Below are 25190 nucleotides of genomic sequence, written 5' to 3'. Positions count from 1 at the left end.
TTGTTTCTACGCATGTCGTTATCGCAAAACCGCTTCACACTTTTGCGCGACATGCTTTAGCTACTCGTCCGACGCCGCTTTCTGAAGGAGTCTCTCAGACCCAGCCCTGCAATTCGCGACGGACGACCTTTTCCAGCACCTTCATGCCGTCCTCGCCGTCGTTGAGGCAGGGAATATGCGCGAACTTATCGCCGCCATTTTCGTGAAAGGAATGGGCGGCCTGTTCGGCGATTTCCTCCAGCGTTTCCAGACAGTCGGAGACGAAGCCGGGATTGATGACGGCGATGCGCTTGACGCCGTCCTTGGCGAGCTTTTCCACGGTCTTGTCGGTATAGGGCTGCAGCCATTCCTCCGGTCCGAAGCGGGATTGGAAGGTGACCGTGAAGTTTTCCTTGGTCAGCCCGAGCCGCTCGCGCAGCAGCCGGCCGGTCTTCTGGCATTGACAGTAGTAGGGGTCGCCCTGTTTGAAATAGGACATCGGTATGCCATGGAAGGAGGCGAGCAGCATCTCGGGCTTCCAGTCGAGGGTCGAAAGATGCCTTTCGACCGACGCGGCGAGCGCTTCGATATAGGTCTCGTCGTCATGGTAGGCGGGAACGGTGCGTAGCGCCGGCTGCCAGCGCATCGAGAGCAGCTTCTGGAAGGCCTTGTCGTTGACGGTGGCGGTCGTTGCCGCCGCATATTGCGGATAAAGCGGGAAGAGCACGATGCGGTCGCAACCCTCCTCTTTCAGCGCGTCGATGCGCGAGGCAATCGACGGCGTGCCGTAGCGCATCGCCCAGTCGACCTTGACGTTATCAAGATCCTTCAGGCGCTCGGCCATCAGCTCCGACTGGTTGCGGGTGTAGGTGCGCAGATAACTTTCGTTCTTCTCCTTGTTCCAGATCAGCTCATAGGCCTTGCCGACCTTCTGCGGGCGGGTGTTGAGGACGATGCCGAACAGGATCGGATACCACTTCCAGGGCGACCATTCGATAACCCGGCGATCGGTCAGGAATTCCCTGAGATAGCGGCGCATCGAGGTATAGTCGGTGCCATCAGGCGTGCCGAGATTGACCAGCAGGACACCGACCTTGCCTGACTTGACGGCCGCATGGTCCGCCGGGCGGAGTGAAATATCTGCTGTCATTCTGGCCCCAAAAGCTCTTTCTGTCTCGTCGGCTTATACGTAGGCTCGAGATCGTGGTTCACCCTATAGAAACAAAAGCCGGCCCGGGAAACCCCGGACCGGCCAGTGGCATCGGGACAAATCGTCTTACTTGGCGGGGACCTCGATCTCCTTGCCGACCGTCAGGTGACGCGGGTTTGGCTTGCCATTGGCATCCGAAAGCTTCCGCCACAACGTGCCGTCGCCATAGAAGGTCACGGCGAGATCCCAGAAGGTGTCGCCCGCTGCGATGACATGGGTGGAAGGCGTCGTTGCGGCAGGTGCGGAGGCTGCCGGTGCGGGTTCCGCGGTGGGCGCGGGTGCTGGAGCTGGAGCCGGTGCTGCTGGTGCCGGGGCAGCAGGTGTGGGGGCAGCCGGTGCGGCAGGCGCCGGCTCGGAAGTGGAAGGAGCGGGCGCTACCTGCGCCAGTTCCGTGACGCGGCCATCCGTGTATGGCTTGTAAGGCGAATGCGCGGCGACGTATTCGGCAGTCACATCGGCAAGATCCGGGCCGAAATCATAAGCGTTCTGGCCTTCCTTAAAGATCACATAGCCGTCGCCGCCGGCCCGCATGAAGTTGTTGGTCGCGACCTTGTAGGTCTTGGCCGGATCGATCGGAGCGAAATTGTCGCCGTCCTTCACCTGCACATCGCTGACACGGCTGCCGACGGGCTTCGACTGGTCGAAGGAGAATTTCAGGCCGGCGACCTGGGGGAAACGGCCGGCGCCCTGGTCGATCTGGCTGACGCCGTTTTCGAGCGCCTTGACGACGTTTGCGCCGGTCAGTTCAAACGTGGCGAGCGTGTTCTGGAAAGGCAGGACGGTGATGACTTCGCCCTGGGTGACCTCGCCGCCATCGATCGAAGCACGCAGACCGCCGCCGTTCTGAACGGCGATGGTGACGCCCTGATTCTTGGTACGATCGAGCATGGCGTCGGCCACCAGATTGCCCATCGAGCACTCCTTGACGCGGCAGACCTTGCGGTCGCCCTCGATCGGGCTTTCGGAGGCGCCGATCACCTTCTTGCGCAATTCCTCGATCGGCTTTGCCAATTCAGCAATGCGGGTGATGACGGCCGGATCGGGCGTAAAGGTGGAATCGATCAGGATCGGATCGCCCTTGGCATCCTTGACGACGCCACTATCGTCGAAATTGACGACGAGGTCGCCGAGATACTTGCTGTAGGAGGCGGCCTGGACGACCGGCACTTTATAGCCGCCGGGATTGTCGACCATCGTCGGGTAGGGGCCTTCGGCCTTGGGGTCGGTGTTGGAGAGCAGGCTATGGGAATGGCCGCCGACGACGACATCGACATCCGGGATTTTGGCGATCAGGGCAAGATCGCGGGGATAACCGACATGGGTCAGCGCGATGATCTTGTTGACGCCCTGGCCCTTCAGATCCTGAACGGCTGAAGTAATGGCCTGGACGTCATCGGCGATCGTCACGTTCGGGCCGGGGGAGGAAAGCTCTGCCGTATCATTGGTGACGGCGCCGACGATGCCGATCTTCTGGCCGCCGACATCGAGCACCAGCGAGGGCTTGATGCGGTCGCCGAGCTTGGAGGCGGCTGTCGCCTTGACATTCGCCGTCACGACAGGGAACTGCACCTTGTCGAGGAAGGTCGCAAGCCCGTCCTCGCTATCGTCGAATTCATGATTGCCGACAGTCATGGCGTCGAACTTCATCAGGTTCAGGAATTCGGCTTCGGCCGCTCCCTTGTAGGTCGTGTAGAAGAGCGAGCCCTGGAAATTGTCGCCGGCATTGAGGAGGAGGACGTTCTTGCCCGATAGCGCCTGACGACGCTGGTCGATCGCGGTCTTCAGGCGGGCGGCGCCGCCGAAGCATTCCTTCTTGCCTTCCTCCTCTGCCGAGCAGGTAGAGTCGAACTTATTGATCGATTCGATGCGTGAATGGAAATCGTTGATATGAAGAATATTGAGTTCGTAATCCGCAAAGGCGGCGCCCGCGCTCAGCGCCAGCATGGACGCGGTCAAAAGACCGAAGCTGAAAGACTTCGTCATCCCTGTTCTCCTGATTGAGGCGAAAGATCCCCCTGATCCTCGCCGATCTTTTTCATCGTGCGCCGGGGCGGTTTCCCGGCCTGCGGATGTTCCATCAGACGATGCACGACCGCAAGAGAAAGCTGGGCCAGGCGGGACGCTTTCCAAGGGGGCAGGGTAAAAAAGCCGGGTTGCTTATCCCCGGCATTCGCCATCGGCGGCGTTTCGATAGAGTTCGTGCACGGCCTCTGCAATATTCGGAACTGCAGCGAGTGCTATGACCAAGCAGAGAACGGAAACAAGGCGATGAAAGCGCCGGCCGGCCCGATGGGCAAGGAGCGCGCCTGCGCCATAGATCAGCACAGCAGGCACGGCGAAGATCAGCACCTGCGCCGGCCCGTCGCAATCGGGAGCGGCGATGCCCTGGGCACGATAGACATTGGCCGGCAAAACGACCGCAATTGCCGCAAGCGGCATTGCGAGCATCAGAATGAGATAACCGGCGAAGGCTCGCATTATATGCTTAGCCTATCGTCTCATCTTTCAGCCGCGGCGGGAAAGCGTGAACTGTGCACCGGAATCGGAGGTGCAATTGAGCTGGCTCGGGTTGACGAGGGCGCAATTGACCTTGGACTGGGTCTTGCGCACCAGCGAGGTCATGTTGATCTCCACCAGGGTCGGTGAAGTATTGATATAGGTGCCCGAGGCAAGAAGCTGGTTGCTGTCGGTCGTGCGGGTGGTGAAAGTACCGCCCTGGAAGGTCGAAACGATGCCGTTCGGATCGCTCCAGTTGCCTTCGACGCCGGTGGCGGCCGGCGCGGTTGCAACCGGCAGGCGGCGCGGCTCTGATGAAACGCAGGCGGCAAGAGCGGCCGCTGCACCGACAAGAACGAGACCAGTTCTGATTTTCATAAGGCTTCTCCCGGCGAATCGGCGCGGCGGACACCCGCCAAGTTCGGGCAAAACATGGCGCGCGCCCGGCATGAAGGCAAGCCTTGGAAGGGCAGCGGGCGGCATTTAGACAGCCGGCGTTACAAAAATGCCCGCCTTGCGGCGGGCATTGTCGAAGCCGTACAGGCGATCTCAGCGAACGAGGATGTTCCTGAACTGCCAGGGATCCTTGGTATCGATATCCTCGGGGAAGAGGCCCGGGCGGCCGTCGAGCGGGGTCCAGTCGGTGTAGTGGCCCTCGACCGGGCCGAGATAGGGCATCTGCACTTCGAGGCAGCGCTTGTAATCGATCTCGTCGGCTTCGACGATGCCGGCATTCGGGTTTTCCAGCGCCCAGACCATGCCGGCGAGGACGGCTGATGTGACCTGCAGGCCGGTGGCGTTCTGGTAAGGCGCGATGCGGCGGGTTTCTTCCAGCGACAGGCGTGAGCCATACCAGTAGGCATTCTTCTCATGGCCGTAGAGCAGGACGCCGAGTTCGTCGATGCCGTCCTCCAGCTCGTCCTCATCGAGAACGTGGTGGACCGGCTGCGGCGTGCCGCCATTGCCGAACATCTCATGCAGCGAGAGCACGGCGTCGTTGGCCGGATGGTAGGCATAGTGGCAGGTCGGGCGGAAGGTCACTTCGCCGTCCTTGTCGCGGACCGTGAAAAAGTCGGCGATCGAGATCGACTCATTGTGGGTGACGAGGAAGCCATATTGCGGGCCGGGCGTCGGGCACCACGTCCGCACACGGGTGTTGGCGCCCGGCTGTTCCAGGTAGATCGCCGCCTTGTTGCCCTTCTTGTGCTTCTTGGCGTTCTTGGGCATCCATTCTTCATGTGTGCCCCAGCCGAGTTCGGCCGGCTGCAGGCCCTCAGAAATGAAGCCTTCGACGGACCAGGTGTTCCAGAAGACGTTGAGCGGCTTCGGATGCTTGGTGCGCTGGGTGTCACGCTCGGCGATGTGGACGCCCTTGACGCCGAGCTTCTTCATCAGCTTTGCCCAGCCTTCGCGATCGTGCTGGTCCGGTTCCTCGAATTTGAGGCCGATGTCGTTGGCGAGGTTGACGAGCGCCTGCTTGACGAACCAGGAGACCATGCCCGGATTGGCGCCGCAGGTGGAGACGGCGGTGGCGCCGCCCGGGTTCTTCGCCTTTTCCTTGCGCATAGTTTCGCGCAGCGCATAGTTGGTGCGGTCGGCATTGCTCATGCCCTTGTCGAAATAGAAGCCGAGCCAGGGTTCGACGACGGTGTCGACATAGGGAACGTCGAGTTTGCGGCAGAGCTTGATGATGTCGAGCGAGGAGGTGTCGACCGAGAGGTTGACGCAGAAGCCCTGGCCTTCGCCTTCCGTCAGCAGCGGCTTCAGCAGTTCCTTATAGTTGTCCTTGGTGACATATTCCTTGATGTGGCGAACGCCGTGCTTCTTCAGGATCTCCATGTCGGAAGGCTCTTCGCGCGGGTCGATGACGACCATCCGGCTCTTGTCGAATTTGAAATGGCGCTCAATCAGGGGCAGTGTGCCGCGGCCGATGGAGCCAAAGCCGATCATCACGATCGGACCGGTAATTTCGGCATATACCGGATAATTCTGTTCCGTCATTCTTTTCTCCTGTGGAAGGGGACGAAGGCGTTCAGCCCGAGAATTGTTTTGAAATTGCCGCAGAGAGTGCGAGGTGACCGGCTCTAACCATAAAACGACGTCACAATAAAGAGCATTGAGGGGGAAAGGCCAAATATCGAGCGGCGATAGAGGCCGGCGAAGCCGTCCTGGGATCGGGAGCCGGCACGGCTTGGCTTAACTGATGACGGTGCCCTGGTGGAAGAGCATGCGCCAGTGCCCATCTTCTTCCAGCCGCCAGATGGAGCTGCGCAGCGTTCGTCTTTCGCTTCCGTCGGCCTCTGTGTAAATGGCGCGATAGGTGACGAGCGCGATGTGCTCGGCAAGTCTTTGGGTTTCGAAATGCTCGCCGCGTGACGTTCCCATCCGATGCTCGACCAAAAGAGCAGGCACGATCATGTCGAAGGTATAGAGCCGTCCGGAACTGCCGATTTCCCGGAAATCGTGAGAGAGGAGCGCAGTCAGCATCTCCCGCGAGGCGCGAACCGACGGGTCGACGAGTTTTTCCTCGAGCTCTTTCAGATGGGCGGCGAGATCATCCATGATCGGCTCCTGTCAAATCAGCGCTTCAGGGTTTCCAGCGGCGGCGACATAGGTCTCGATCGCAGCGCGATCGCCGATTGCGAGGATCACGCCGCCGGTGCGCGGCACCTTGCGGCCGGAAGCGAGGAACCAGCCCTTTGCATAACCCTCCTTCACCCAGGCCATGTGCGGTTCCATGTGCCTGTCGGCTTCATCGTTGGGTTTTACATAGGTGAGGGAAAGAATGAACATGGTCAGTTCCTCAGAAGGTTTGCGCGGATCAGGCCGCGCAGCGAGTTGCCGATATAAAGCGTGCCGTCATCGAGATCGGCAAGCGTGAGGCGGCCGACGCGAGCCTGGCGCCGGCAGATGAGCTCGGTGCGCAGCACACCGGCGAGCAGGCCGCAGGAGATGGGCGGGGTACGCAGGATGCCGGTTCCGTCGTCCAGGAAGATCGAGGTGATGGTGCCCTCGCAGACTTCGCCGCGTTCGTTCAAAAGGATGACTTCATCGGCCTCATCAGGTCTATATTCGGCGCGCGCGGCCTCGTAGACGGCGCGGCGCGTGGTCTTGACGCGCAGCAGCTTGTCGGCGGAATTCAGACGGGTTTCGGCGAGGCGGGCGATCCAGGTAGTATCGGGCGCCAGCGGGACGAAGGCGGCGCGCGTCACCTCGATGCGGCCTTGCGCATCGAAGGTCAGGCGGATGCGCAGCGGACCGGCAGCACCTGCAACGGCTTCGTCGAGCTTGGCCGCCGCCTCGATCGGCTGCGGGAAGCCAAGGCGACGGGCGGAGCGGGAAAGCCGGGCGAGATGCAGCCGCAGGCGGATGAAGCCCTCGCCGGGCTGCCAGCGCAGCGTCTCGATCAGCGAAAAATCGATCATCGCGCAATCCACTGGTCGCCGACGGCGAAGCGGGCCTTGAGCAGGCATTCCTCATATTCGGCCTCGGCGGTCGAATCGAAGACGATGCCGCCGCCGACATTGAAGACGGCCCTGCCGCCCTCAAAAAGCGTGATGGTGCGGATGGCGACGGAAAAACGCATGGCGCCGGTGGGCGAGATCATGCCGATCGCGCCGCAATAGGCGTCGCGCGGGACATCCTCGAGCGCATGGAGAATTTCCATTGCCCGCATCTTCGGCGCGCCGGTAATCGAACCGCAGGGGAAGAGCGCGGAAAAGATGTCGCGGATCGAAAGATCCGGGCGGAGCCTTGCCTGCACATGGCTCACCATCTGGTGGACGGTCGGATAAGTCTCGATGTCGAAGAGCTTCGGGACGTCAAGCGTGCCGACCTCGGTGATGCGGGAGATATCGTTGCGCAGGAGATCGACGATCATGCGGTTTTCCGCTTGCGTCTTGATATCGCGGCGCATGGCCTCGATGATTTCGGCATCCTCGGCGGCAGTCGTGCCGCGTTTTGCCGTGCCCTTCATCGGATGGGTCTCGATCCAGCCCTCTTCATCGGTGCGGAAGAAAAGTTCGGGCGACCGTGAAAGGATGACCGGACCGCCGAGATCGACCAGCGCGCCGTATTTGACTGGCTGGCGTTCGATCAGCGACCAAAAGGCGGCACGGGGATCACCGTTCCAGCGGGCCTCGACCGGCATGGTGAGGTTCGCCTGATAGGCGTCGCCAAGCCGCAGGTGCTCATGGAGGCGGTCGAAGCGCTCCTTATATATAGGGAAATCCCAGGCGGCTTTCGGAGCGGTGAGAAACTCCTCGTTTTCGGGGCGTTGTTTTGGTTGGGCAAGCGGATGCGCAGCCGGCTGCGGAGCGTCGAACACACCGAAACAGAGTAGCGGGGTTTCGCGATGCTCCCCGGCGAAGGGAGCGAGCTTTTCTTCGAAGAGGTATCCGGCCTCATAGGCCATGTAGCCGGCAAGCCATTTGCCTGCGGTCTTGGCCTGCTCCATCCGGGCAAGGCCTGCAAAGAACTCGGCGCGCGTCCTGGCAAGGATGATCTCTGCCGGCTCGGCGAAAAGCATCACCTGTCCGGTCGCGTCGTCGCGGAACAGAATATAGGGTTGGGTTTCGGCCATCGGCGGCGTCTTTCTTGGAGCGCGACCCTCGTCTGCCAGCCGGTGCCTCTCCCCGCTTGCGGGAAGAGGCTTGGCGTGGGGACAGGGCTGATCAGGCCGCTCGGTCCAACGCTTCCAACTCGTCGATCAGCCCTTCGATCATCGACAGGCCCTGGCTCCAGAACGACGGATCGGTGGCGTCGAGGCCGAAAGGCTTCAGCAGTTCTGAGTGATGCTTGGTGCCGCCGGCCCTCAGCAGTTCGAAATACTTCTCCTGGAAGCCCTTCTCGGCCTTCTGGTAGACGGCATAGAGCGAATTCACCAGGCAATCGCCGAAGGCATAGGCGTAGACATAGAAGGGCGAGTGGATGAAGTGGGGGATATAGGCCCAATAGGTCTCATATCCCTCGGAAATGCTGATCGCCGGCCCAAGGCTTTCCGATTGAACGGAGAGCCAGAGTTCGCCGATGTCGTCAGCCGTGAGCTCACCTGATTTGCGGGCGGTGTGGAGCTTGCGCTCGAATTCGTAGAAGGCGATCTGGCGCACGACCGTGTTGATCATGTCCTCGACCTTCTGGGCGAGCATCGCCTTGCGCTCGCGCGTGTCGGTGGTCCTTTGCAGAAGCGCGCGGAAGGTCAGCATCTCGCCGAAGACGGACGCGGTTTCGGCGAGCGTCAGCGGCGTCTGGCACATCAGTGCCCCCTGCGCACCGGCGAGAACCTGATGCACGCCGTGCCCGAGTTCGTGGGCGAGCGTCATCACGTCGCGCGGCTTGCCCATATAATTGACGAGCACATAGGGATGGGCCGAGGGAACCGTCGGATGGGCGAAGGCACCGGGCGCCTTGCCGGGACGGACCGGGGCATCGATCCACTGTTCGTCGAAGAAGCGCCTGGCGATATCAGCCATCTCGGGAGCGAAATTGCCGTAGGCCGAAAGCACCGTGTCCTTCGCCTCCGGCCAGGAGATGATGGCGCTGGAGGTTTCCGGAAGGGGCGCGTTGCGGTCCCAGAAATTCATCTGCTCCATGCCGAGCCATTTCGCCTTCATCTTGTAATAACGATGCGAAAGGCGGGGATAGGCTTCGCGGACGGCTGCGGCCAGCGCATCGACGACCTCGCGCTCGACGCGGTTTGCCAGGTGGCGGCTGTCGGCGATGTCCTCGAAGCCGCGCCAGCGGTCGGCGATCTCCTTGTCCTTGGCAAGCGTGTTGGTGATCAGCGTGAAGGTGCGGATATTCGCCTTGAAGGTTTCGGCGAGCGCCATGGCTGCCTTGCGGCGCGCCTCAGGATCCTTTTCCTGCAGCCTGTTCAGCGCCACTTCGAGCGGCACTTTCTCGCCATCGATGTCGTAGCGAAGTTCCGCCATGGTTTCGTCGAAGAGGCGGTTGAAGGCGGCGGCCGATGTCATCGATTTCTCGAGGAAGAGCTGTTCCAGCCTGTCGTCGAGCTGGTAGGGCTTGTCCTTCCTGAGGTCGAGCAGCCAAGGACGATAGTGCCCGGCGGCGGGATCATTCGCCATGCAGGCGTCGATCACCGCGTCGTCAATTCGGTTCAGTTCCAGCGCGAAAAACAGGAGATGGCCGGAAAATTCGGTGATCTTGGCCTGTACGTCGCCATAGAGCTTGCCGTTTATCGGGTTGGTGGTGTCGGAGAAATAGGTGAGGCCGGCAAAGGAGCCGAGGCGGCCGATGATGTCGTCCAGCGCCTCATATTCCTTCAGGGCCGCGCCGATGCCCTCAGCGCCGGTCTTCGCCGCCGCCTCAGTGAGTTTGCCCTTCCATTTTTCTTCAAAGGCGATTGCGGCCTTGCCGGCCTTTTCCATGTCGGCGACGAAGGCGGTGGAGGTAGCGGAGGGATAAAGATCCTGCAGCTTCCAGACCGGCAGATCGCCGAGCGCCGGGTCGGCGGCCCCAGCCGGTGCTGCTGCCGACAAATGAAGGCCGGCATGCGGGAGCGTGATTTTCATGGGTGCAATTCCTCTCCACTTTTATAACAGGTCTGATTGTCTAGCGCATCGGCCCGGAAATCGGAATCGATTTTCGGAAAGCATGATGCGTTGATTGAAAGTGTTACAGCGACCTTTGTGCGTCTGAAAGACGCGCGGCGCTGTCAGCGTGCCAAGGCCCGGCATCAAGGGGCTTTCGGCGCATGAAAAGGCTCGCTTCGGCACGAAAACGACCTGTTGCAATTGTTAAAATGCAATTGTTTCTCAAAACTGGATGTTCAAGCCTTCCTGTCAGAGTGCGCTTTATGGTTTCGCATGAAGTGAGGCGACAATGACCGGTTACAATGAGCTCAAGGGAGCAGGGCAAATCCTCGTGGTCGAAGACGACCCCGTGCAGCGCCGCCTGCTCAAGAACGCAATCGAGCGTCACGGCCATGTCGTGCACCAGGCGGAAAACGGCCGCATCGGCCTGGAAATGGTCAAACGCGACAGCGGCCTTTTCAATGTCATCGTGCTCGACCTGATGATGCCGGAGATGACCGGCCTCGAATTCCTCGACGCGCTTCACGAATTCGGCACGCAGATCCCCGTCATCGTGCAGACGGGGCAGGGCGGCATCGAGACTGTGGTGCAGGCGATGCGCGCCGGCGCCTTCGATTTCGTCGTCAAGCCGGTCTCGCCCGAACGCATCGCCACTTCGATATCGAACGCGATGAAGCTCGACCAGCGCGAGGTGAAGGCGCGGGCCGGACGCCGGTCTCGTTCCGGTTCGGTTGGCTTCGACGATATCGTCTCGGCGAGCCCGGCGATGCTCCGCGTCATTGATCTCGCCCAGCGGGCGGCTCAGTCCAACATCCCCGTCGTGCTGGAAGGCGAATCCGGCGTCGGCAAGGAGCTGGTGGCGCGCGCCATCCAGTCCGGCGGAGACCGCTCGAACAAGCCCTTCGTCACCGTCAATTGCGGGGCGATCCCGCATAATCTGGTCGAGAGCATTCTCTTCGGTCACGAGAAGGGCGCGTTTACCGGCGCGACCGAGCGCCACATCGGCAAATTCATGGAAGCCGATGGCGGCACCATCTTCCTCGACGAGATTGGCGACCTGCCGCTCGAGGTGCAGGTGAAGCTCTTGCGCGCCGTGCAGCAGGGCGAGATCGAGACCGTCGGTGCACGCACCGCACACAAGGTCAACGTCCGACTGATCTCGGCGACCAACAAGGATCTGATCGAGGAAGTCAAGAACGGCCATTTCCGCGAGGATCTCTATTATCGCCTCAACGTCTTCCCGATCACCATTCCGGCGCTGCGCAAACGCAAGGAAGACATTCCGCATCTGGTGCGCGTCTTTGCCGACCGCTTTTCCAGCGAGCAGAAAAGTGGCCGCCGCATGACGGTGAATGCCGGCACGCTGGCTTTGCTGACGGCTTATGACTGGCCGGGCAATATCCGCCAGCTCGAAAACGCGATCTTCCGCGCGGTCGTTCTGGCCGAAGGGCCGGAGCTGACCGAGGCTGATTTCCCGCAGATCGCCGCCCAGCTTCCGGAATATGACGTGGTGGATCATCTGGCGCTCGTTGCCGACAATACCGGCCTCGATCCCGACAATGGCTATGGCGAGGACTTCAGGGCGTCGATGTCGGGAGAGGTGCACCACCGCCTGTCCGAGGTCTCGGAAAACGCAATCGCCAGCGTCAATCCTGCCGGAGACGTGCGTAGGCTTGCCGATGTCGAGGAGGAACTTATCCGATTCGCACTCAAATTCTATCGCGGACAGATGAGTCAAGTAGCGCGCAAGCTTGGCATCGGCCGATCCACACTTTATCGCAAGCTCAAGGATTACGGCATAGACCCTGACAATCCCCAGAAAGATGCGGCTTAAGCGCTTTTCATTAAGATTAAGGCAACCACGTTTTGTTACTAGTCATAAACCACTTGTTAGTGGTGCGTTCACTATGTAAAGAAAAGGTTGATCATGTGTGGCATTTTTGCCATCGTGTGACCGCATTTGACAGTCATCTGAGACAGTACGGGACATTGTCTGTCTGACGGGGATCGAGTTGCCGAATCTGAATGGGAATTCCAAGCCTTCGCGCTTGAGCTGGCGTTTGTTGTGCGCCGACATTTGCGGAAAGGCAATAAGGACGGTAGCGGCCGCCCTTCTTGCGCTCGCGGTTTCCTCACCGGTATTCGTTGGTACGCCTTCGCAGGCAGCGGGCGACACCCGCAGCCTCAAGCTCTATTTCATTCATACCGGCGAAAAAGCCGTCATCACTTACAAGCGGAATGGCAAGTTCGACCCCAAGGGTCTGGAGCAGCTGAACCGCTTCCTGCGCGACTGGCGCAAGAACCAGCCAACGAAGATGGATCCGCGCCTGTTCGACCTGATCTGGGAAGTCTATCGCCAGAGTGGTTCGAGGGACTACATCAACGTCGTCTGCGGTTTCCGTTCGCCGGGAACCAACGAGATGCTGCGCGGCCGCTCGCGCAATTCCGGTGTCGCCGAAAAGAGCCAGCATATGCTTGGCAAGGCGATGGACTTCTTCATTCCCGACGTCAAGCTGGCGACGTTGCGTGGCATCGGCATGAAGATGCAGGTCGGCGGCGTCGGCTTTTATCCGAAGTCGGGCTCGCCCTTCGTGCATATGGATGTCGGCGGGGTTCGCGCCTGGCCGCGCATGAGCCGCGACGAGCTCGTCCGGCTCTTCCCGAACGGCAACACCATCCATATTCCGGCCGATGGCAAGCCGCTGCCGGGCTACCAGCAGGCGATGGCCGACTATAAGCGCCGCGCCAGCGGCACGCAGATCCAGATCGCCAGCGCTTCCGAATCGGAGGCGCCGAAGCACAAGACGCTGTTTGCCGCGCTCTTTGGCGGCGGAGCGGATGAGCAGGAAGACGAGTCGGACGATTCTACGCCTGTTGCAATCGCCAAGGCGACGCCGCCGAAGGCCGAGCCTGCTCCTGCCGAGCCTGCTCTTGCTGAGCCGAAGCCGACCGAAGTCGCCGATCTGAATGCGCCGGTGCCGCAGGTTCGCCCGGCATTTAGCAACCAGCAGGCGGGCAGCGAAGTGGCGAGTGCGCTCGTAGCGCCGCCTTCGGGTAATGCTGCACAGCAGGCTCTCGCGGCGGCCCTTCCAGCCGATCAGGCTCAGCCGCAGCAGTTCGCCGATCTTAGCGCCTACAGCATTCCGGTTCCCTCGCTTCTCGGCCAGCGCCGCGCGCCTGGCGACGCCGAGGTCGCGTCGACCGATCCCGTGCTGACGGGCGCGAATAGACTGCCGGTTCCGACGCCGATCGAGCGCCCTTCCGTTGCCGAGAACCTTCTTGCTGCGGCCGATGCCGATCCGGAGGCAGAGGCCGACGAAGCCGATCAGGACGCACTGTCTCCTGCCGTGGCCGACGCGCTCGACCAGCAGCGGAACGAAGGGGAAAGCCAGATCGCGTCGAAGGCGCCGCCGGTCACGGTGGAGCAGGCGATCAACGCTGCGATGACGCAAAAGACGCCTGCCGCAAAGCCGCCGCTCGAGCTCGCCGCATTGGCGCCGATGACCAAATCGGCAAGCTTTGGCGACAGCTTTGACGAACCGGCGGCCGAAAGCGCGGTGGCACAGGGGCTTCCCGCCAAGGGTGGTCGCCCGACGCAGAAGGAAGCCGCGGCAGCGGATGCCAGCCGCACGACGGTACGCACCGAGCCGAAGCTGACGGAAAAGATGATTTCGCAGTGGGCCCTTACCAATGCCCGCCTGGAAATGGCCTCCAAGCAGGTCAAGGCGCCGCGCTTCGTCAGCCAGACGATGCGCGCCCAGCCGACCGCCGTCTATGCCGAGGGCTTCAACATCAAGACCGCTTCGGTCGACCCGGCCCGCTTCAGCGGCACGGCTGTGAACTTCATGGAAGTGCGCAAGTTCAACACGAACTGAGCCTGCCGATTACGGAATATCGAAACCGCCAGAGCGATCCGGCGGTTTTTCTTTTTGCTGTTTCGATCCGGCGAGGTGGTTGTTTACAGCGCCGCGCCTCTTTTAGACGCGCAAAGGACGCTGCATAATTCCTTAAATCGATTCCGATTTAAGGAATTATGCAGCAGCCCGGCGCATCCTGCGCAAAAGAAAAGCCGCCGAAAGGCTCGGCGGCTTGTCGATATCGGCGATGTCGGTGGATCAGCCTTCCGGCGGCGCCTCGATCATGCCGAGCGCGTGCAGGTAGGTGTCGAGGATTGCTTCCTCTTCCATGCGCTCCTGCTCGTCCTTCTTGCGCAGCGCCACGACCTTCTTCAGGATCTTGGTATCGAAGCCCATTCCCTTGGCTTCGCCATAGACGTCCTTGATGTCGTCGGCGATGGTCTTCTTTTCTTCTTCCAGCCGTTCAATGCGCTCGATGAAAGCGCGAAGCTGATCGCGGGCGACGCCATGAGCATCAGACATCGTGTTCTCCTGATTTTTCGGTGATCAATTTTGGATGCCAGTGACTGCCGCGAAGCGGCGTCATGGTCAAGCCTGTTCGCGGCCAGCCAAGCTATTTGTGTGGATTGTTCAGTTCAAAAGCAGCCTTTTGCACAGGCGAGGCCTCGTTCTGGTGAAGATTCTTCCAATCCTCATAGGGCATGCCATAGACCATCTCGCGCGATTCGTCCCTGGTCACCGGGACACCTTCGGCCTCGGCGGCTTCGCGATACCAGTTCGACAGGCAGTTGCGGCAGAAGCCGGCCAGATTCATCAGATCGATGTTCTGTACGTCGCTGCGTTCGCGAAGATGTGCGACGAGGCGGCGGAAGGCGGCAGCTTCGAATTCGGTCTGTTGTTCCTTGCTGAGCTCGGTCATCTCGCTTCCTCTCTTTCAATAGGGGCCGGCTTTCAATAGGGACCGGTGCGCGACAGGTGAACATCGTATCCGTGCAAGGCGGGATCGGCATTCATCGCCGCAAAGATCGGCCCCAGGCGTTCGGCCCACGCCGATATGCCGGTTTCGTCTCCGATCAGATCCTGGCGCACCTCGAGCAGCGCATGCGGAATGCCTGTGATCATGCAGTGGCGGTACATGGTATCGCCCTTCAGCGCGCCGTCATAGGGTTCGTTGTCGCCGACGGCGAGATCGGGATCGGCGCGCAGCATGTCGAGCAGCGGGCCGACGGCGCGATGGTCGCTATCCCAGAGCACGGCGGCGTGCCAGGGACGGGGAATACCTTTCCAGGCCGGGGTGAAGGAGTGCAGCGACAGCACAAGCGGCGCCCTGCCGGTGGTATTCGCCACCCTGTCGATCGTTGCGGCCACGGCGTCGTGATAGGGGCGATGGAAGGTTTCGATGCGGTAGTCCCATTCCTGCGGCGTGATCGGATGATTGCCTGATATGACGGCGCCGTCTGATATTTTCATGATCAGCGTCGGATCGTCTTCGCCGCGGTTCGGGTCGATCAGCAGGCGCGAAAAGCCGCCGAGCACGGCGGGAACGCCGAGTTTTGCCGAGAGCTGCCGCGTCAGGCCCTCGATGCCGATGTCATAGGCAATGTGGCGGGCGAAGGCCGCGTCGGGCAGTCCGAGCCGGCCATATCGTGCGGGAAGGCGGTTCATCGCGTGATCTGCGAGGATCACCATGCCTTTGTCATGTTTGCCGGATAGGATTTCGAAGGATTGGAAGTCGTCCATCAGGGAATTGCCGTTTGTCATTGCGCCGTCGGGCGCAGTGATCGCATGCGCCTGCGGCAGGTTCAAGCGCGGCAGGCGGGGAGAGGTTGAGCCGGACCCTCGACGGGGGTTATGAAAGGAAATATAATCGATTAGCATTGCGTTGACTTTCGCTTGACGGCGGCGCAAGAAGACACGGATACGAATAACCGTGGAGCTATTTGGGAGCCGTGTTGATCCAAGCCGCGCCAAGTTTCCTCACGCGGTCCGGACCGCTGGTCCGTCTCGCTCTGTTCGCTTTTGCAGCCGCCATGCCGTTTTTCATTGCAGATGCCGCACGCGCCGATTTTCGCGTCTGCAACGGAACGCAGAATCTCGTCGGCGTCGCGATTGGATATCGGGCCAAGGATGGCTGGGTGACCGAGGGCTGGTGGCAGGTGCCGGCAACGACCTGCGCCACGCTGATCGAGGGAGAATTGCAGTCGCGCTATTACTACCTCTACGCAGAGGACGCCGCCCGGGGAGGACGATGGACGGGTGACGTGCAGATGTGCGTGGCGGAAAACGAATTCAAGATCACGGGTGTGCAGGATTGTTATGCCCGCGGTTACCAGAAGATGGGATTCAAGGAATATGATACGGGCCGCCAGGGTAGCTGGATGGTTCAGCTCTCCGACACCCCAGGGACGCAAGAAAGCCAGAATTGATGAAGCGTAATCGCAAAGTTAAAATCCTCGCCACCCTCGGGCCAGCCTCCTCCGAGGAATCGATGATCGAGAAGCTGCACCAGGCCGGTGCCGATGTCTTCCGCATCAATATGAGCCATGCGAGCCACGACCTGATGCGTACGCTTATCCAGCGCATTCGCTCGGTCGAGGCGCGCTCCGGCCGGCCGATTGGCATTCTCGCCGACCTGCAGGGACCGAAACTGCGTGTCGGCAAGTTCGTCGACAGCAAGGTGGACCTGAAGCCCGGCCAGACCTTCACGCTCGACAACAACGAAGCGCTCGGCGACCAGAACCGCGTCTATCTGCCGCACCCCGAAATCCTGGAGTCGGTGCAGCCCGGCCACCGTCTGTTGATCGATGACGGCAAGCTCGCCCTGCGCGCAGAAAAATGCGACGGCAAGAGCATCGTCACCACTGTTATTTCGGGCACGCGCATCTCCGACCGCAAGGGTGTCAGCCTTCCCGATACGCTGCTCGGCGTCGGCGCATTGACGGATAAGGACCGCGCCGACCTCGACGCCGTGCTCGCCACCGACGATGTCGACTGGGTGGCGCTTTCCTTCGTCCAGCGTCCCGACGACCTTGCCGAAGTGCGCAAGATCGCCCGTGGCCGTGTCGGCCTGATGTCGAAGATCGAAAAGCCGCAGGCTCTCGAGCGCATCGAGGAAATCATCGAGCTTTCCGACGCATTGATGGTCGCCCGCGGCGATCTCGGCGTCGAAATGCCGCTCGAATCGGTTCCCGGCATCCAGAAGCAGCTGATCCGTGCCTGCCGCCGTTCGGGCAAGCCGGTGGTCGTCGCCACACAGATGCTGGAATCGATGATCTCAGCGCCGGTGCCGACACGCGCCGAAGTTTCCGACGTCGCGACCGCCGTCTTCGAAGGTGCGGATGCCGTCATGCTCTCGGCCGAGTCGGCCTCGGGCGACTATCCCGTCGAAGCTGTCGCGACGATGGCGTCGATTGCCACTGCCATCGAGCGCGAGCCGCATTATCCCGGCATCATCTATGCCCAGCGTGCCCAGCCGGAAGCGACCGGTGCCGATGCAATCTCGCTTGCTGCCCGTCAGATCGCCGAGACGCTGAAGCTGTCGGCGATCGTCTGTTACACCTCGTCGGGTACGACAGGCCTTCGTGCCTCGCGTGAGCGTCCGCAGGTGCCGATCCTGGCGCTGTCGCCGATCATCAAGACGGCACGCCGCCTTGCTGTCGTCTGGGGCCTGCATTGCGTTGTCACCCATGACGCGACCGATCTCGACGACATGGTCAACCGTGCCTGCCGCATCGTCGCGGACGAAGGCTTCGGCAAGCCGGGCGATCGCATCATCATCTCGGCCGGCGTGCCGCTCGGCACGCCCGGTGCCACTAATATGATCCGCATTGCCTATATCGGCTCTGACGGCCAGAGCGGCGTCTGATCCAATCGCATCCCTTCGAAAACCCGCTGCCTGAAGAGGCGGCGGGTTTTTTCGTTGACGAACCGGCATTGCCAAGCTTGGCGACGCGTGCAAGTTTCGGTCCCTGGAGCAGGACATGCTCTGGGTTCGGAGGAGCATCATGGATATCGTCACGCTTCTGGCTTTTGCAGTCGTTTCCTTTGTCGGCATCGCGACGCCGGGGCCAACAGTGCTGCTTGCGCTGACCAATGGTTCTCGGCATGGCCTGCGCCGCGCAGTTGCCGGCATGATCGGCGCGGTGCTGTCCGATTTCGTGCTGATCGGCGCCGTCGCGATCGGGCTCGGTGCGCTGCTCGCTGCATCGGAATTCTGGTTCTCGATGCTGAAATGGGCGGGTGCCGCCTATCTCGCCTTTCTCGGCATCATGCTGCTGCGTTCGAAGGGCACGATCGATGCGGCGTTGAAGTCCGGAGCGCCTGCGGGCGCGACTTCGCCCTTCTCGATCGGACTGAAGAGTTTCATGGTCGCGGCGACCAATCCGAAGGGCTACCTGTTCTTCTCGGCCTTCCTGCCGCAGTTCATCGATCCGACCCTGCCGCAGGCAACGCAATATGCGCTGCTTGCGCTCGTCTTTGCCGTGCTCGATTTCCTCATCATGTTCGGCTACGCCTTCTTCGGTTCGCAGGCGGTACGTTTCCTCAAGACCTCAGGCGCCATGTGGCTGGAGCGGGCCTGCGGTGGCGCGCTGCTGGCGCTTGCCGGCTCGCTGGCCTTGTATCGCCGGGCAACCGTCTGAGTTCAGGGTTGAGGCAGGGATAGGTGGCCGACGCGATAGGCCTGCGTGTGCTCGCCGATCTCGGGAATTTCTCGCCACAGTCTGAAGCGCACCCGCGTCCAGGTCGTCGGTTCGAAGCCGGAGACGGAGGCGAGTGCGTTGCCTGTCTCTACGTCGGCTCCAGCCTGCGCGCTTTCGGCGCGGCGGATGTCGGCGAGCGGCGCATAAGGCTTTGTCTGCAGGACATCGCGTGTGGCGAACTTGGCTGAGGCGATATCAGGCGAGATTTCTGCCTGCCAGACGATCCAGGTCCTCACCTGTGGCCAGCCGAAGGCTCTGGTGAGAGCCTCGAAACCTGGGCCGCAGAGGAAGTCGCTTGCTCCTTCCGGCCTCTGCCAGAGATAGAAGGGCGCATAGAGATTGTCATGGCTGCCGAACTCTCCCTTGCGGGTGCTGAGATAGGCTTTGAAACCGAGATTGAGAAAGCCGTCGAGCAACGGACCCTTGTCGCGAATGCGGCGGTCGATGATCGACATGTCGTAATCGGCGGGCAGGGTGAAGCTGTACTGCATGGTGATCATGACTGTCCCTCCACCGGTTGCAGCCATTCGACGACGATGCCGTTTTCCGTCGGCTGGACGCTGATATAGCTGAAGGGGCTGTCATCGGCCGCGCCATGCCAGTGACGCTCGCCGGGCGCAAACCAGACGGCATCGCCGGCACGCAATGCTTCGATCGGGCCACCCTCGTTCTGCGCCAACCCATGGCCCGAAAGCACATAAAGCAGCTGACCCATGGGGTGGGTGTGCCAGCGGGTGATGGTGCCGGGATCGAGCGCGGCGCGCATTGCGGTGTTCTCGCCATCGGCGCTGCCTTCGAGCAGCATCTCGACCCAGAAGGGCGCAGTCGCGACGCCCTCCGGCGAGCGGATTGCGTTGCCGGGCCGCCTGATGGTCATGGTCTTCGGGTTCGAAGCGCTCATTGCCGGCCTCCAGCCACACGAAGCCGCCAGTCTGGGTCGGTCATCTGGGCAATGCCGTCGCCGAAGGACCAGTCTTCCGGTGCGCTGGTGCTGATGACGATCATCACATCCTCAGGCCGGAGGCCCGGCGATTGCGCCAGGAGATCGGCGAGCCGCCGATAGAGCGCCGCTTTCATCTCGCCGGTGCGAGGCCTGCCGATCGTGATCGAAATATAGACGAAGTCGTCCGAGCGCGGGCCGGCGAGATAGCTGCGGTCGAAGATCAGCTCGGGCTCGTCATGCTGGTGAATGGTCTGGAAGCGGTCGTTTTCAGGCACGTCGAAGGTCTCGACCAGAGCGCGCTGGATGTTGTCGGCCAGCGCCATGAGGTAGTCCGGCGACTTGCCTCTGCGAAGGGAAATGCGAACGAAGGGCATCGGGATCTCCATGGTTCAGGCCGTCCGTCGACCTTGACAGCAGAACCATCGCACGGCACGATGATGCCGAAAATCAGAATTTTATGGATTAATGATCCTGAAAAATGGGATTATGCAATGCGACGGACGATCTTCGATCTCGATGTGCTTCGAACCTTTTCGACCGGCATGGAGCTCGGTAATTTCGCCAAGGCGGCCGAGCGGCTCGGGCGTTCGACCTCGGCAGTGAGTGCGCAGCTGAAGAGGCTGGAGGAACAAGCGGGCACGCCGATCTTCCGCAAGGCGGGTCGCGGGCTGGCGCTGACCGATGCCGGCGAGACGATGCTCGGTTATGCCAGGCGGCTGCTGGAGCTCAACGACGAGGCGGCTGCGGCCGTGCACAGCGTCGAGCTGGAAGGCTGGGTGCGGCTCGGCCTGCAGGAGGACTTCGGCGAGACCCTGCTGCCTGATGTGCTCGGCCGCTTCGCGCGAGCCCATCCGAAGGTCCGGATCGAGGCGCGGGTGGTGCGCAATGCCGAACTTCTCGAGCGCGTCACCTCAGGCAAGCTCGATCTGGCGCTTGCCTGGAGCGATGGCACGCTGACGGCGCATTGCGAGCGGATCGGCGAAGTGCCGATGCGCTGGATCGGACCTGCCGAGGGGCAGCCGGGCTGGCAAGCCGCAAGCGGCGAGCCGATGCCGCTCGCTTCGCTGGAGGCGCCGTGCCTGCTGCGGAGTGCAGCGACCAAGGCACTTGATGAGGCGGGCATCTCCTGGCGGCTCGCCTTCGTCAGTCCCAGTCTCGGCGGTCTCTGGGCCGCGACCGCGGCAGGCCTCGGTCTCACCATCCGCACGCCGATCGGCCTGCCGGCGAAGGTCCGGCCGCTCGCGCCGGAGACAATCGGCCTGCCGGATTTGCCGAAGCTCGGTCTGGTCCTGCATCGGGCGGAAGCCGAACCGCAACCGGCTGCGGCCCGGCTTGCCGAGCTCGTGCTTCAGTCGGTGCATGGCGCGGTGCGCGAGGTGTTGGCTTGACATCTCCGCATTGACCCCTCGGGCGCAAGCCTGTAGCCTCGAACCGCTATGAAGATGTTCACCCTCAATATCGCTTCGGTCTTCTTCTTGAGCCTCTAAGGCTCTGCCTTCGGGCATCAGAAGATGCGGCCGCTGACCAGCCCTTCGTGGCTGGTGCGTTGCCGTGGATGTAACCACCCTGCATCTGGCCAAGGAAAGAGCCGGCAGGTTTGGCGATAGAGAGATATTTCATGACATCAGATGTTAACCCGCCGGCACTGAGTGCTGCGCAGATCGAGCGATTCATCGAGGACGGTTTCGTCAGGATCGACGACGCTTTTCCCCGCGCATTGGCCGAGGAAGCCCGTGTCATCATGTGGCGTGACATTCCCTTCGCTGCGGATGATCCAAGCACGTGGACGCAGCCCGTCGTGCGGCTTGCCGGTTATGGCGGCGGACCTTTCGAGAAAGCCGTCAACACGCCGGTATTGCATTCGGCCTTCGATCAGCTCGTCGGCACCGGTCGCTGGGAGCCGCGCGGTGGGCTTGGCAGTTTTCCCGTGCGCTTCCCCCATCCCGATGATCCCGGTGATGCCGGCTGGCATGTCGACCTCAGCTTTTCCGACGAGGGTTCCGATCCGAACGAGCAACGGGACTTTTCCGCCTGGCGGGTGAACATCACCTCGCGCGGGCGGGCGTTGCTGATGCTCTTCCTGTTCTCGGATGTCGGGGAAGAGGATGCGCCGACCCGCATCCGCGTCGGTTCGCACAACGATATCGCCCGTCTTCTGGCCCCGGCGGGGGCAGCGGGGATGGCGCATCTCTGGCTGGAGCATGTCGGAGAAAACCGGCCGCTGGCGTTAGCGACAGGTCCGGCGGGCACGGTCTATCTGTGCCATCCGTTCGTCATCCATGCAGCGCAGATGCATCGCGGCAGGCAGCCGCGCTTCATGGCGCAGCCCGGCCTTGCGCCTTCTGAACCTCTCCGGCTCGAACGGGAGGACGGCGCCTATTCGCCGGTCGAGATCGCGATCCGCCGGGCGCTTCAACAACAGTAGCGAGGACAGAAAGCACCCTGCCGTCGCAGGCTGGGTGCTCACCTTTGCAGTTCTTGCTGGGCGTTGCGGCGTATTGCCTGCGGCGGCTGGCCAAAGGCGCGCAGGAAAGCGCGGCGCATACGCTCGCGGTCGGCAAAGCCGGTCTCGTCGGCGACGACGTCAATCGGATGGCGACTCTGCTCCATCATCAGCCGGGCGGCTTCGAGCCTGAGATTTTCCACGGCCTTGGCCGGTGACTGCCCGGTTTCGGCGCGGAAAGCTCGGCTGAACTGGCGGGGGCTGAGATGGGCTGCTTCCGCCAGTTCTTCGACCGAAAGCTGCGATTTCAGATTGCCGCGGGCAAAGTCGAGCGCCTTCTGGATGCGGTCGGATTTCGGTTCCAGCTCCAGCAGCGCGGAAAATTGCGACTGGCCGCCGGAACGGCGGTGATAGACGACAAGCATTCGGGCCACGGCGCGGGCGACTTCAATGCCGTGGTCCTTCTCGACCATGGCAAGTGCCAGATCGATCCCGGCCGTCATGCCAGCCGATGTCCAGACCGAACCGTCGATGATGAAGATCCGGTCCTCTTCTATCTTTATCTTGGGATAGCGGCTTTGCAGCTCGCGGGAGACATACCAGTGCGTCGTTGCGCGGCGGCCGTCGAGGATGCCGGCTTCGGCAAGGAAGAAGGCGCCGGTGCAGATCGACGCCAGGCGACGTGTGGCGGGCAGGGCGGCGCGAACGAAGTCGGTTTCCGCCGCATTCGGCAGTCTGATACCGGGCGCTCCCGCCACGATCAGCGTGTCGAGGGCCGCCGGGTCCCCAAAGGGCTCCGTCTCCATCACCATGCCAAGCGAATTGGCAATCGGCCCGCCGTGTTCGGAGAGATAGCGGACCTCGTAAACCTTTTCCTCGAGTTCGACATTGGTGAACTCGAAGGCCGAGACGGCAGCGAGGCTCATGATCTGGAAGCCGGGATAGAGAAGAAAGCCGATTTGCTGCATGACCATCGTCCTGAAAAGAGGATGTCCTGAAAGGTGGTATATATGACATTTAGGACATTCGCAATCGGGCGTAAGACTCTCCTCAAGCGCAAGGCATCGGGCCGGCGCATGCAAGGAGACGGATCATGACACAGGAACATAAGGGCACGGCGCTGGTAACCGGCGCATCCTCGGGCATCGGCGCAATCTATGCCCACAGGCTGGCAAAGCAGGGCTACGACCTCATTATTGTCGCCCGCAACGGTAAGCGGCTGAAGGCACTGGCAAGCCGGCTGACTGATGAGACCGGCCGAACGGTCGAGACTGTGGCGGCCGACCTCGGCGACAAGGCCGATCTTGCCCGCATCGAAGGCGTGCTGAAGGAAGACCGGAGCATCACGCTTCTCGTCAACAATGCCGGCGTCGGCGGAACGGCACCGCTGCTTGCGGCCGATGTCGACAAGATGCAGGAGATGATCGAGCTCAACGTCACAGCACTGATGCGGCTGACCTATGCCGCAGTTCCCGGCTTCGTCACGCGTGGCGGCGGCACGATAATCAATATTGCGTCCATTGTCGCGATCGCGCCGGAGCTCCTGAACGGCGTCTATGGCGGTACGAAAGCCTTCGTGCTCGCCTTCAGCCAGTCGCTGAAGCATGAGCTGGCGGAGAAGAACATCCGCATCCAGGCCGTGCTGCCTGGCGCCACTGCGACGGAATTCTGGGACATCGCCGGCACGCCGGTCGAGCATCTGCCGAATGAGATCGTGATGTCGGCGGAAAACATGGTCGATGCGTCGCTTGCAGGCCTCGAGCAGGGCGAGTTCGCGACGATCCCGTCGCTCGAAGATGCCGGCCAGCTTGCCGCTTACGAGCACGCGCGCCAGGCACTGATGCCGAACCTATCTCGCACCGCGCCGGCGAAACGCTACGAGATCGCATAACGATCACAGATAGAAACCATCCGCGGCTCTGCTGCGGATGGTCGATGGCGTTCACTTGCACGATATTCAGCCGAACCGTTCCAGAGCCATGGCGAAGATATCGGAATCGACATTGCCGCCCGAGGTGACGGCGATGACCGTGTCGCTTTCCAGAGCATCGCCATGGAAGAGGGCGGCGGCAAGTGCCACCGCGCCTCCGGGCTCGACGACGATCTTCAACCGCGTGAAGGCCAGCGCCATGGCGCGTAGCGCCTCCTCGTCGGTGACGACGATGCCGGCGCCGGCGAGGCGCTTGAGGATCGGGAAGGTGATGTTGCCGGGCTGCGGCGTGACGATCGCATCGCAGATCGAGCCCGATACCGCCGCGTTGCGTTCGATCTTGCCGGAGGCAAGCGAGCGGGTGGTGTCGTCGAAATCCTTGGGCTCGCAGGGGCGGACACGAAAGCCGGGAGCGCTGGCTTCAAGGGCGAGCGCGATGCCGGAGGTCAACCCGCCTCCGCCGCAGGGAACGAGGACTTCGGCTGATGTCACGCCTTCCTCCCCAGCCTGCTCGGAGATTTCGAGACCGGTCGTGCCCTGACCGGCGATGACAAGCGGTTCGTCGAAGGGCTTGATCAGCGTCAGGCCGCGCTCGGCCGAAAGCCTCGCGCCGATCTCGTCGCGATCCTCGTTGACGCGGTCGTAGAGCACCACTTCAGCGCCGAAGGCGCGGGTGTTGGCGATCTTCAGCTTCGGCGCATCGCTCGGCATGATGATGACGGAAGGGATATTGTGCAGCTTGGCCGCAAGCGCAACGCCTTGGGCGTGGTTGCCGGAGGAGAAGGCGATGACGCCTTTCGAGCGTACCGCAGCATCGAGGCCGGAGACGGCCGACCAGCCGCCGCGAAACTTGAACGAGCCGGAATGCTGCAGGCATTCCGCTTTCACGAACAGACGCCGGCCGGCGATCTCATCGAGGAAAGGGGAGGAGAGAAGCGGCGTGCGCCTTGCATGACCGCGCAGACGGGCGCGAGCTGCGACAATCATTTCAATGCTGGCCATTGGGGAATCTTTCTGCTTGCGGGTTCGCCCATGCATAGGGCGCGGCAAGCCAATTGTGAACGGCGACTTTGTCACCGTG

25 protein-coding genes and 1 pseudogene are annotated in these 25190 nt (G+C 61.8%); 8 read left to right on the top strand and 18 right to left on the bottom strand.

Features of this window, described 5'->3' with window-relative positions; translation table 11 throughout:
• Positions 1-94: 94 nt before the first annotated feature.
• From hemH to ELH03_RS18180, 10 genes and pseudogenes are all read right to left on the bottom strand, one after another.
• Complete coding sequence (gene hemH / locus ELH03_RS18225; RefSeq protein ID WP_128402860.1) at positions 95-1129, bottom strand: ferrochelatase; 1035 nt, start codon at positions 1127-1129, stop codon at positions 95-97.
• A gap of 126 nt (positions 1130-1255) precedes the next feature.
• Positions 1256-3172 (bottom strand): bifunctional metallophosphatase/5'-nucleotidase, encoded by a 1917-nt coding sequence (locus tag ELH03_RS18220; protein WP_128402861.1) that lies wholly within the window; start codon positions 3170-3172, stop codon positions 1256-1258.
• Between the two features lie 174 nt (positions 3173-3346).
• A complete protein-coding gene (locus ELH03_RS18215; protein ID WP_130766568.1) occupies positions 3347-3667 on the bottom strand; it encodes a hypothetical protein in 321 nt (106 codons plus the stop codon).
• A gap of 27 nt (positions 3668-3694) precedes the next feature.
• Positions 3695-4063, bottom strand: coding sequence for an outer membrane lipoprotein Omp10 (gene omp10, locus ELH03_RS18210; protein ID WP_018243526.1), 369 nt, complete (start codon positions 4061-4063; stop codon positions 3695-3697).
• A gap of 171 nt (positions 4064-4234) precedes the next feature.
• Positions 4235-5686, bottom strand: a complete 1452-nt coding sequence (locus ELH03_RS18205; RefSeq protein WP_128402863.1) for a homospermidine synthase — start codon at positions 5684-5686, stop codon at positions 4235-4237.
• Positions 5687-5881: 195 nt separating this feature from the next.
• Positions 5882-6247, bottom strand: a complete 366-nt coding sequence (locus ELH03_RS18200) for a nuclear transport factor 2 family protein (protein ID WP_128402864.1) — start codon at positions 6245-6247, stop codon at positions 5882-5884.
• Between the two features lie 39 nt (positions 6248-6286).
• Positions 6287-6478: pseudogene (locus ELH03_RS18195) on the bottom strand (YciI family protein); the annotation flags it as partial.
• A gap of 2 nt (positions 6479-6480) precedes the next feature.
• The gene (locus tag ELH03_RS18190; RefSeq protein WP_128402866.1) at positions 6481-7110 is read right to left on the bottom strand and encodes an aminotransferase class IV family protein; all 630 of its coding nucleotides are present in this window, start codon (positions 7108-7110) and stop codon (positions 6481-6483) included.
• Positions 7107-8267, bottom strand: a complete 1161-nt coding sequence (locus ELH03_RS18185; RefSeq protein ID WP_128402867.1) for an aminodeoxychorismate synthase component I — start codon at positions 8265-8267, stop codon at positions 7107-7109. The genes ELH03_RS18190 and ELH03_RS18185 overlap by 4 nt, the downstream gene beginning before the upstream one ends.
• A gap of 91 nt (positions 8268-8358) precedes the next feature.
• Positions 8359-10215 carry a M3 family oligoendopeptidase gene (locus tag ELH03_RS18180; RefSeq protein WP_128402868.1) on the bottom strand — a complete coding sequence of 619 codons (1857 nt, stop codon included), beginning with the start codon at positions 10213-10215 and terminating at the stop codon, positions 8359-8361.
• Between the two features lie 310 nt (positions 10216-10525).
• Here ELH03_RS18180 and ELH03_RS18170 point away from each other — a divergent pair, with 310 nt between their 5' ends.
• Together ELH03_RS18170 and ELH03_RS18165 are read left to right on the top strand one after the other, a co-directional pair.
• The gene (locus ELH03_RS18170; RefSeq protein ID WP_018243519.1) at positions 10526-12070 is read left to right on the top strand and encodes a sigma-54-dependent transcriptional regulator; all 1545 of its coding nucleotides are present in this window, start codon (positions 10526-10528) and stop codon (positions 12068-12070) included.
• Between the two features lie 178 nt (positions 12071-12248).
• Positions 12249-14111, top strand: coding sequence for a peptidoglycan L,D-endopeptidase MepK (locus tag ELH03_RS18165; RefSeq protein ID WP_128412037.1), 1863 nt, complete (start codon positions 12249-12251; stop codon positions 14109-14111).
• 240 nt (positions 14112-14351) lie between these two features.
• On the opposite strand, the gene ELH03_RS18160 is transcribed toward ELH03_RS18165, so the two are convergent.
• From ELH03_RS18160 to ELH03_RS18150, 3 genes are all read right to left on the bottom strand, one after another.
• A complete protein-coding gene (locus tag ELH03_RS18160; RefSeq protein ID WP_008533181.1) occupies positions 14352-14615 on the bottom strand; it encodes a DUF2312 domain-containing protein in 264 nt (87 codons plus the stop codon).
• A gap of 91 nt (positions 14616-14706) precedes the next feature.
• The gene (locus ELH03_RS18155; RefSeq protein WP_128402870.1) at positions 14707-15012 is read right to left on the bottom strand and encodes a DUF1244 domain-containing protein; all 306 of its coding nucleotides are present in this window, start codon (positions 15010-15012) and stop codon (positions 14707-14709) included.
• A gap of 32 nt (positions 15013-15044) precedes the next feature.
• Positions 15045-15833, bottom strand: a complete 789-nt coding sequence (locus ELH03_RS18150; protein WP_130659601.1) for an N-formylglutamate amidohydrolase — start codon at positions 15831-15833, stop codon at positions 15045-15047.
• Between the two features lie 200 nt (positions 15834-16033).
• Here ELH03_RS18150 and ELH03_RS18145 point away from each other — a divergent pair, with 200 nt between their 5' ends.
• The 3 genes from ELH03_RS18145 (at position 16034) to ELH03_RS18135 (ending at position 18733) form a co-directional block, all read left to right on the top strand.
• A complete protein-coding gene (locus ELH03_RS18145) occupies positions 16034-16519 on the top strand; it encodes a DUF1036 domain-containing protein (RefSeq protein ID WP_018481077.1) in 486 nt (161 codons plus the stop codon).
• Positions 16519-17958: a pyruvate kinase gene (pyk, locus tag ELH03_RS18140; RefSeq protein WP_018243516.1), complete on the top strand. Its 1440-nt coding sequence runs from the start codon at positions 16519-16521 to the stop codon at positions 17956-17958. Before ELH03_RS18145 ends, pyk begins: the two co-directional genes overlap by 1 nt.
• A 139-nt stretch (positions 17959-18097) precedes the next feature.
• Complete coding sequence (locus ELH03_RS18135) at positions 18098-18733, top strand: LysE family translocator (protein WP_130766567.1); 636 nt, start codon at positions 18098-18100, stop codon at positions 18731-18733.
• A gap of 2 nt (positions 18734-18735) precedes the next feature.
• Here ELH03_RS18135 and ELH03_RS18130 read toward each other — a convergent pair whose 3' ends face one another.
• Genes ELH03_RS18130 through ELH03_RS18120 form a run of 3 tightly spaced genes read right to left on the bottom strand, consistent with a single transcriptional unit; the run spans position 18736 to position 20110 of the window.
• Positions 18736-19293, bottom strand: a complete 558-nt coding sequence (locus ELH03_RS18130; RefSeq protein WP_130766566.1) for a DUF4865 family protein — start codon at positions 19291-19293, stop codon at positions 18736-18738.
• On the bottom strand, positions 19290-19694 hold the full coding sequence (locus ELH03_RS18125; protein WP_130766565.1) for a cupin domain-containing protein: 405 nt from the start codon (positions 19692-19694) through the stop codon (positions 19290-19292). The genes ELH03_RS18130 and ELH03_RS18125 overlap by 4 nt, the downstream gene beginning before the upstream one ends.
• Complete coding sequence (locus ELH03_RS18120; RefSeq protein ID WP_128412033.1) at positions 19691-20110, bottom strand: tautomerase family protein; 420 nt, start codon at positions 20108-20110, stop codon at positions 19691-19693. Before ELH03_RS18120 ends, ELH03_RS18125 begins: the two co-directional genes overlap by 4 nt.
• Positions 20111-20227: 117 nt before the next feature.
• Between ELH03_RS18120 and ELH03_RS18115 the strand changes: the two genes are divergently transcribed.
• The gene (locus ELH03_RS18115) at positions 20228-21124 is read left to right on the top strand and encodes a LysR substrate-binding domain-containing protein (RefSeq protein WP_128402875.1); all 897 of its coding nucleotides are present in this window, start codon (positions 20228-20230) and stop codon (positions 21122-21124) included.
• A 230-nt stretch (positions 21125-21354) separates the two neighbouring features.
• Positions 21355-22161 carry a phytanoyl-CoA dioxygenase family protein gene (locus tag ELH03_RS18110; protein ID WP_128402876.1) on the top strand — a complete coding sequence of 269 codons (807 nt, stop codon included), beginning with the start codon at positions 21355-21357 and terminating at the stop codon, positions 22159-22161.
• Between the two features lie 38 nt (positions 22162-22199).
• Here the strand turns inward: ELH03_RS18110 and ELH03_RS18105 are convergent, their stop codons facing one another.
• A complete protein-coding gene (locus tag ELH03_RS18105) occupies positions 22200-23147 on the bottom strand; it encodes a GlxA family transcriptional regulator (protein WP_128402877.1) in 948 nt (315 codons plus the stop codon).
• Positions 23148-23272: 125 nt separating this feature from the next.
• Between ELH03_RS18105 and ELH03_RS18100 the strand changes: the two genes are divergently transcribed.
• Positions 23273-24070 (top strand): SDR family NAD(P)-dependent oxidoreductase, encoded by a 798-nt coding sequence (locus ELH03_RS18100; RefSeq protein WP_128412031.1) that lies wholly within the window; start codon positions 23273-23275, stop codon positions 24068-24070.
• Positions 24071-24136: 66 nt separating this feature from the next.
• Here ELH03_RS18100 and ELH03_RS18095 read toward each other — a convergent pair whose 3' ends face one another.
• Positions 24137-25111 carry a threonine ammonia-lyase gene (locus ELH03_RS18095; RefSeq protein ID WP_128402879.1) on the bottom strand — a complete coding sequence of 325 codons (975 nt, stop codon included), beginning with the start codon at positions 25109-25111 and terminating at the stop codon, positions 24137-24139.
• Between the last annotated feature and the right edge of the window lie 79 nt (positions 25112-25190).

This window comes from Rhizobium beringeri, assembly GCF_004306515.1.
Classification (GTDB): Bacteria; Pseudomonadota; Alphaproteobacteria; order Rhizobiales; family Rhizobiaceae; genus Rhizobium; species Rhizobium beringeri.
This window is presented reverse-complemented; position numbering and strand designations above follow the sequence as displayed.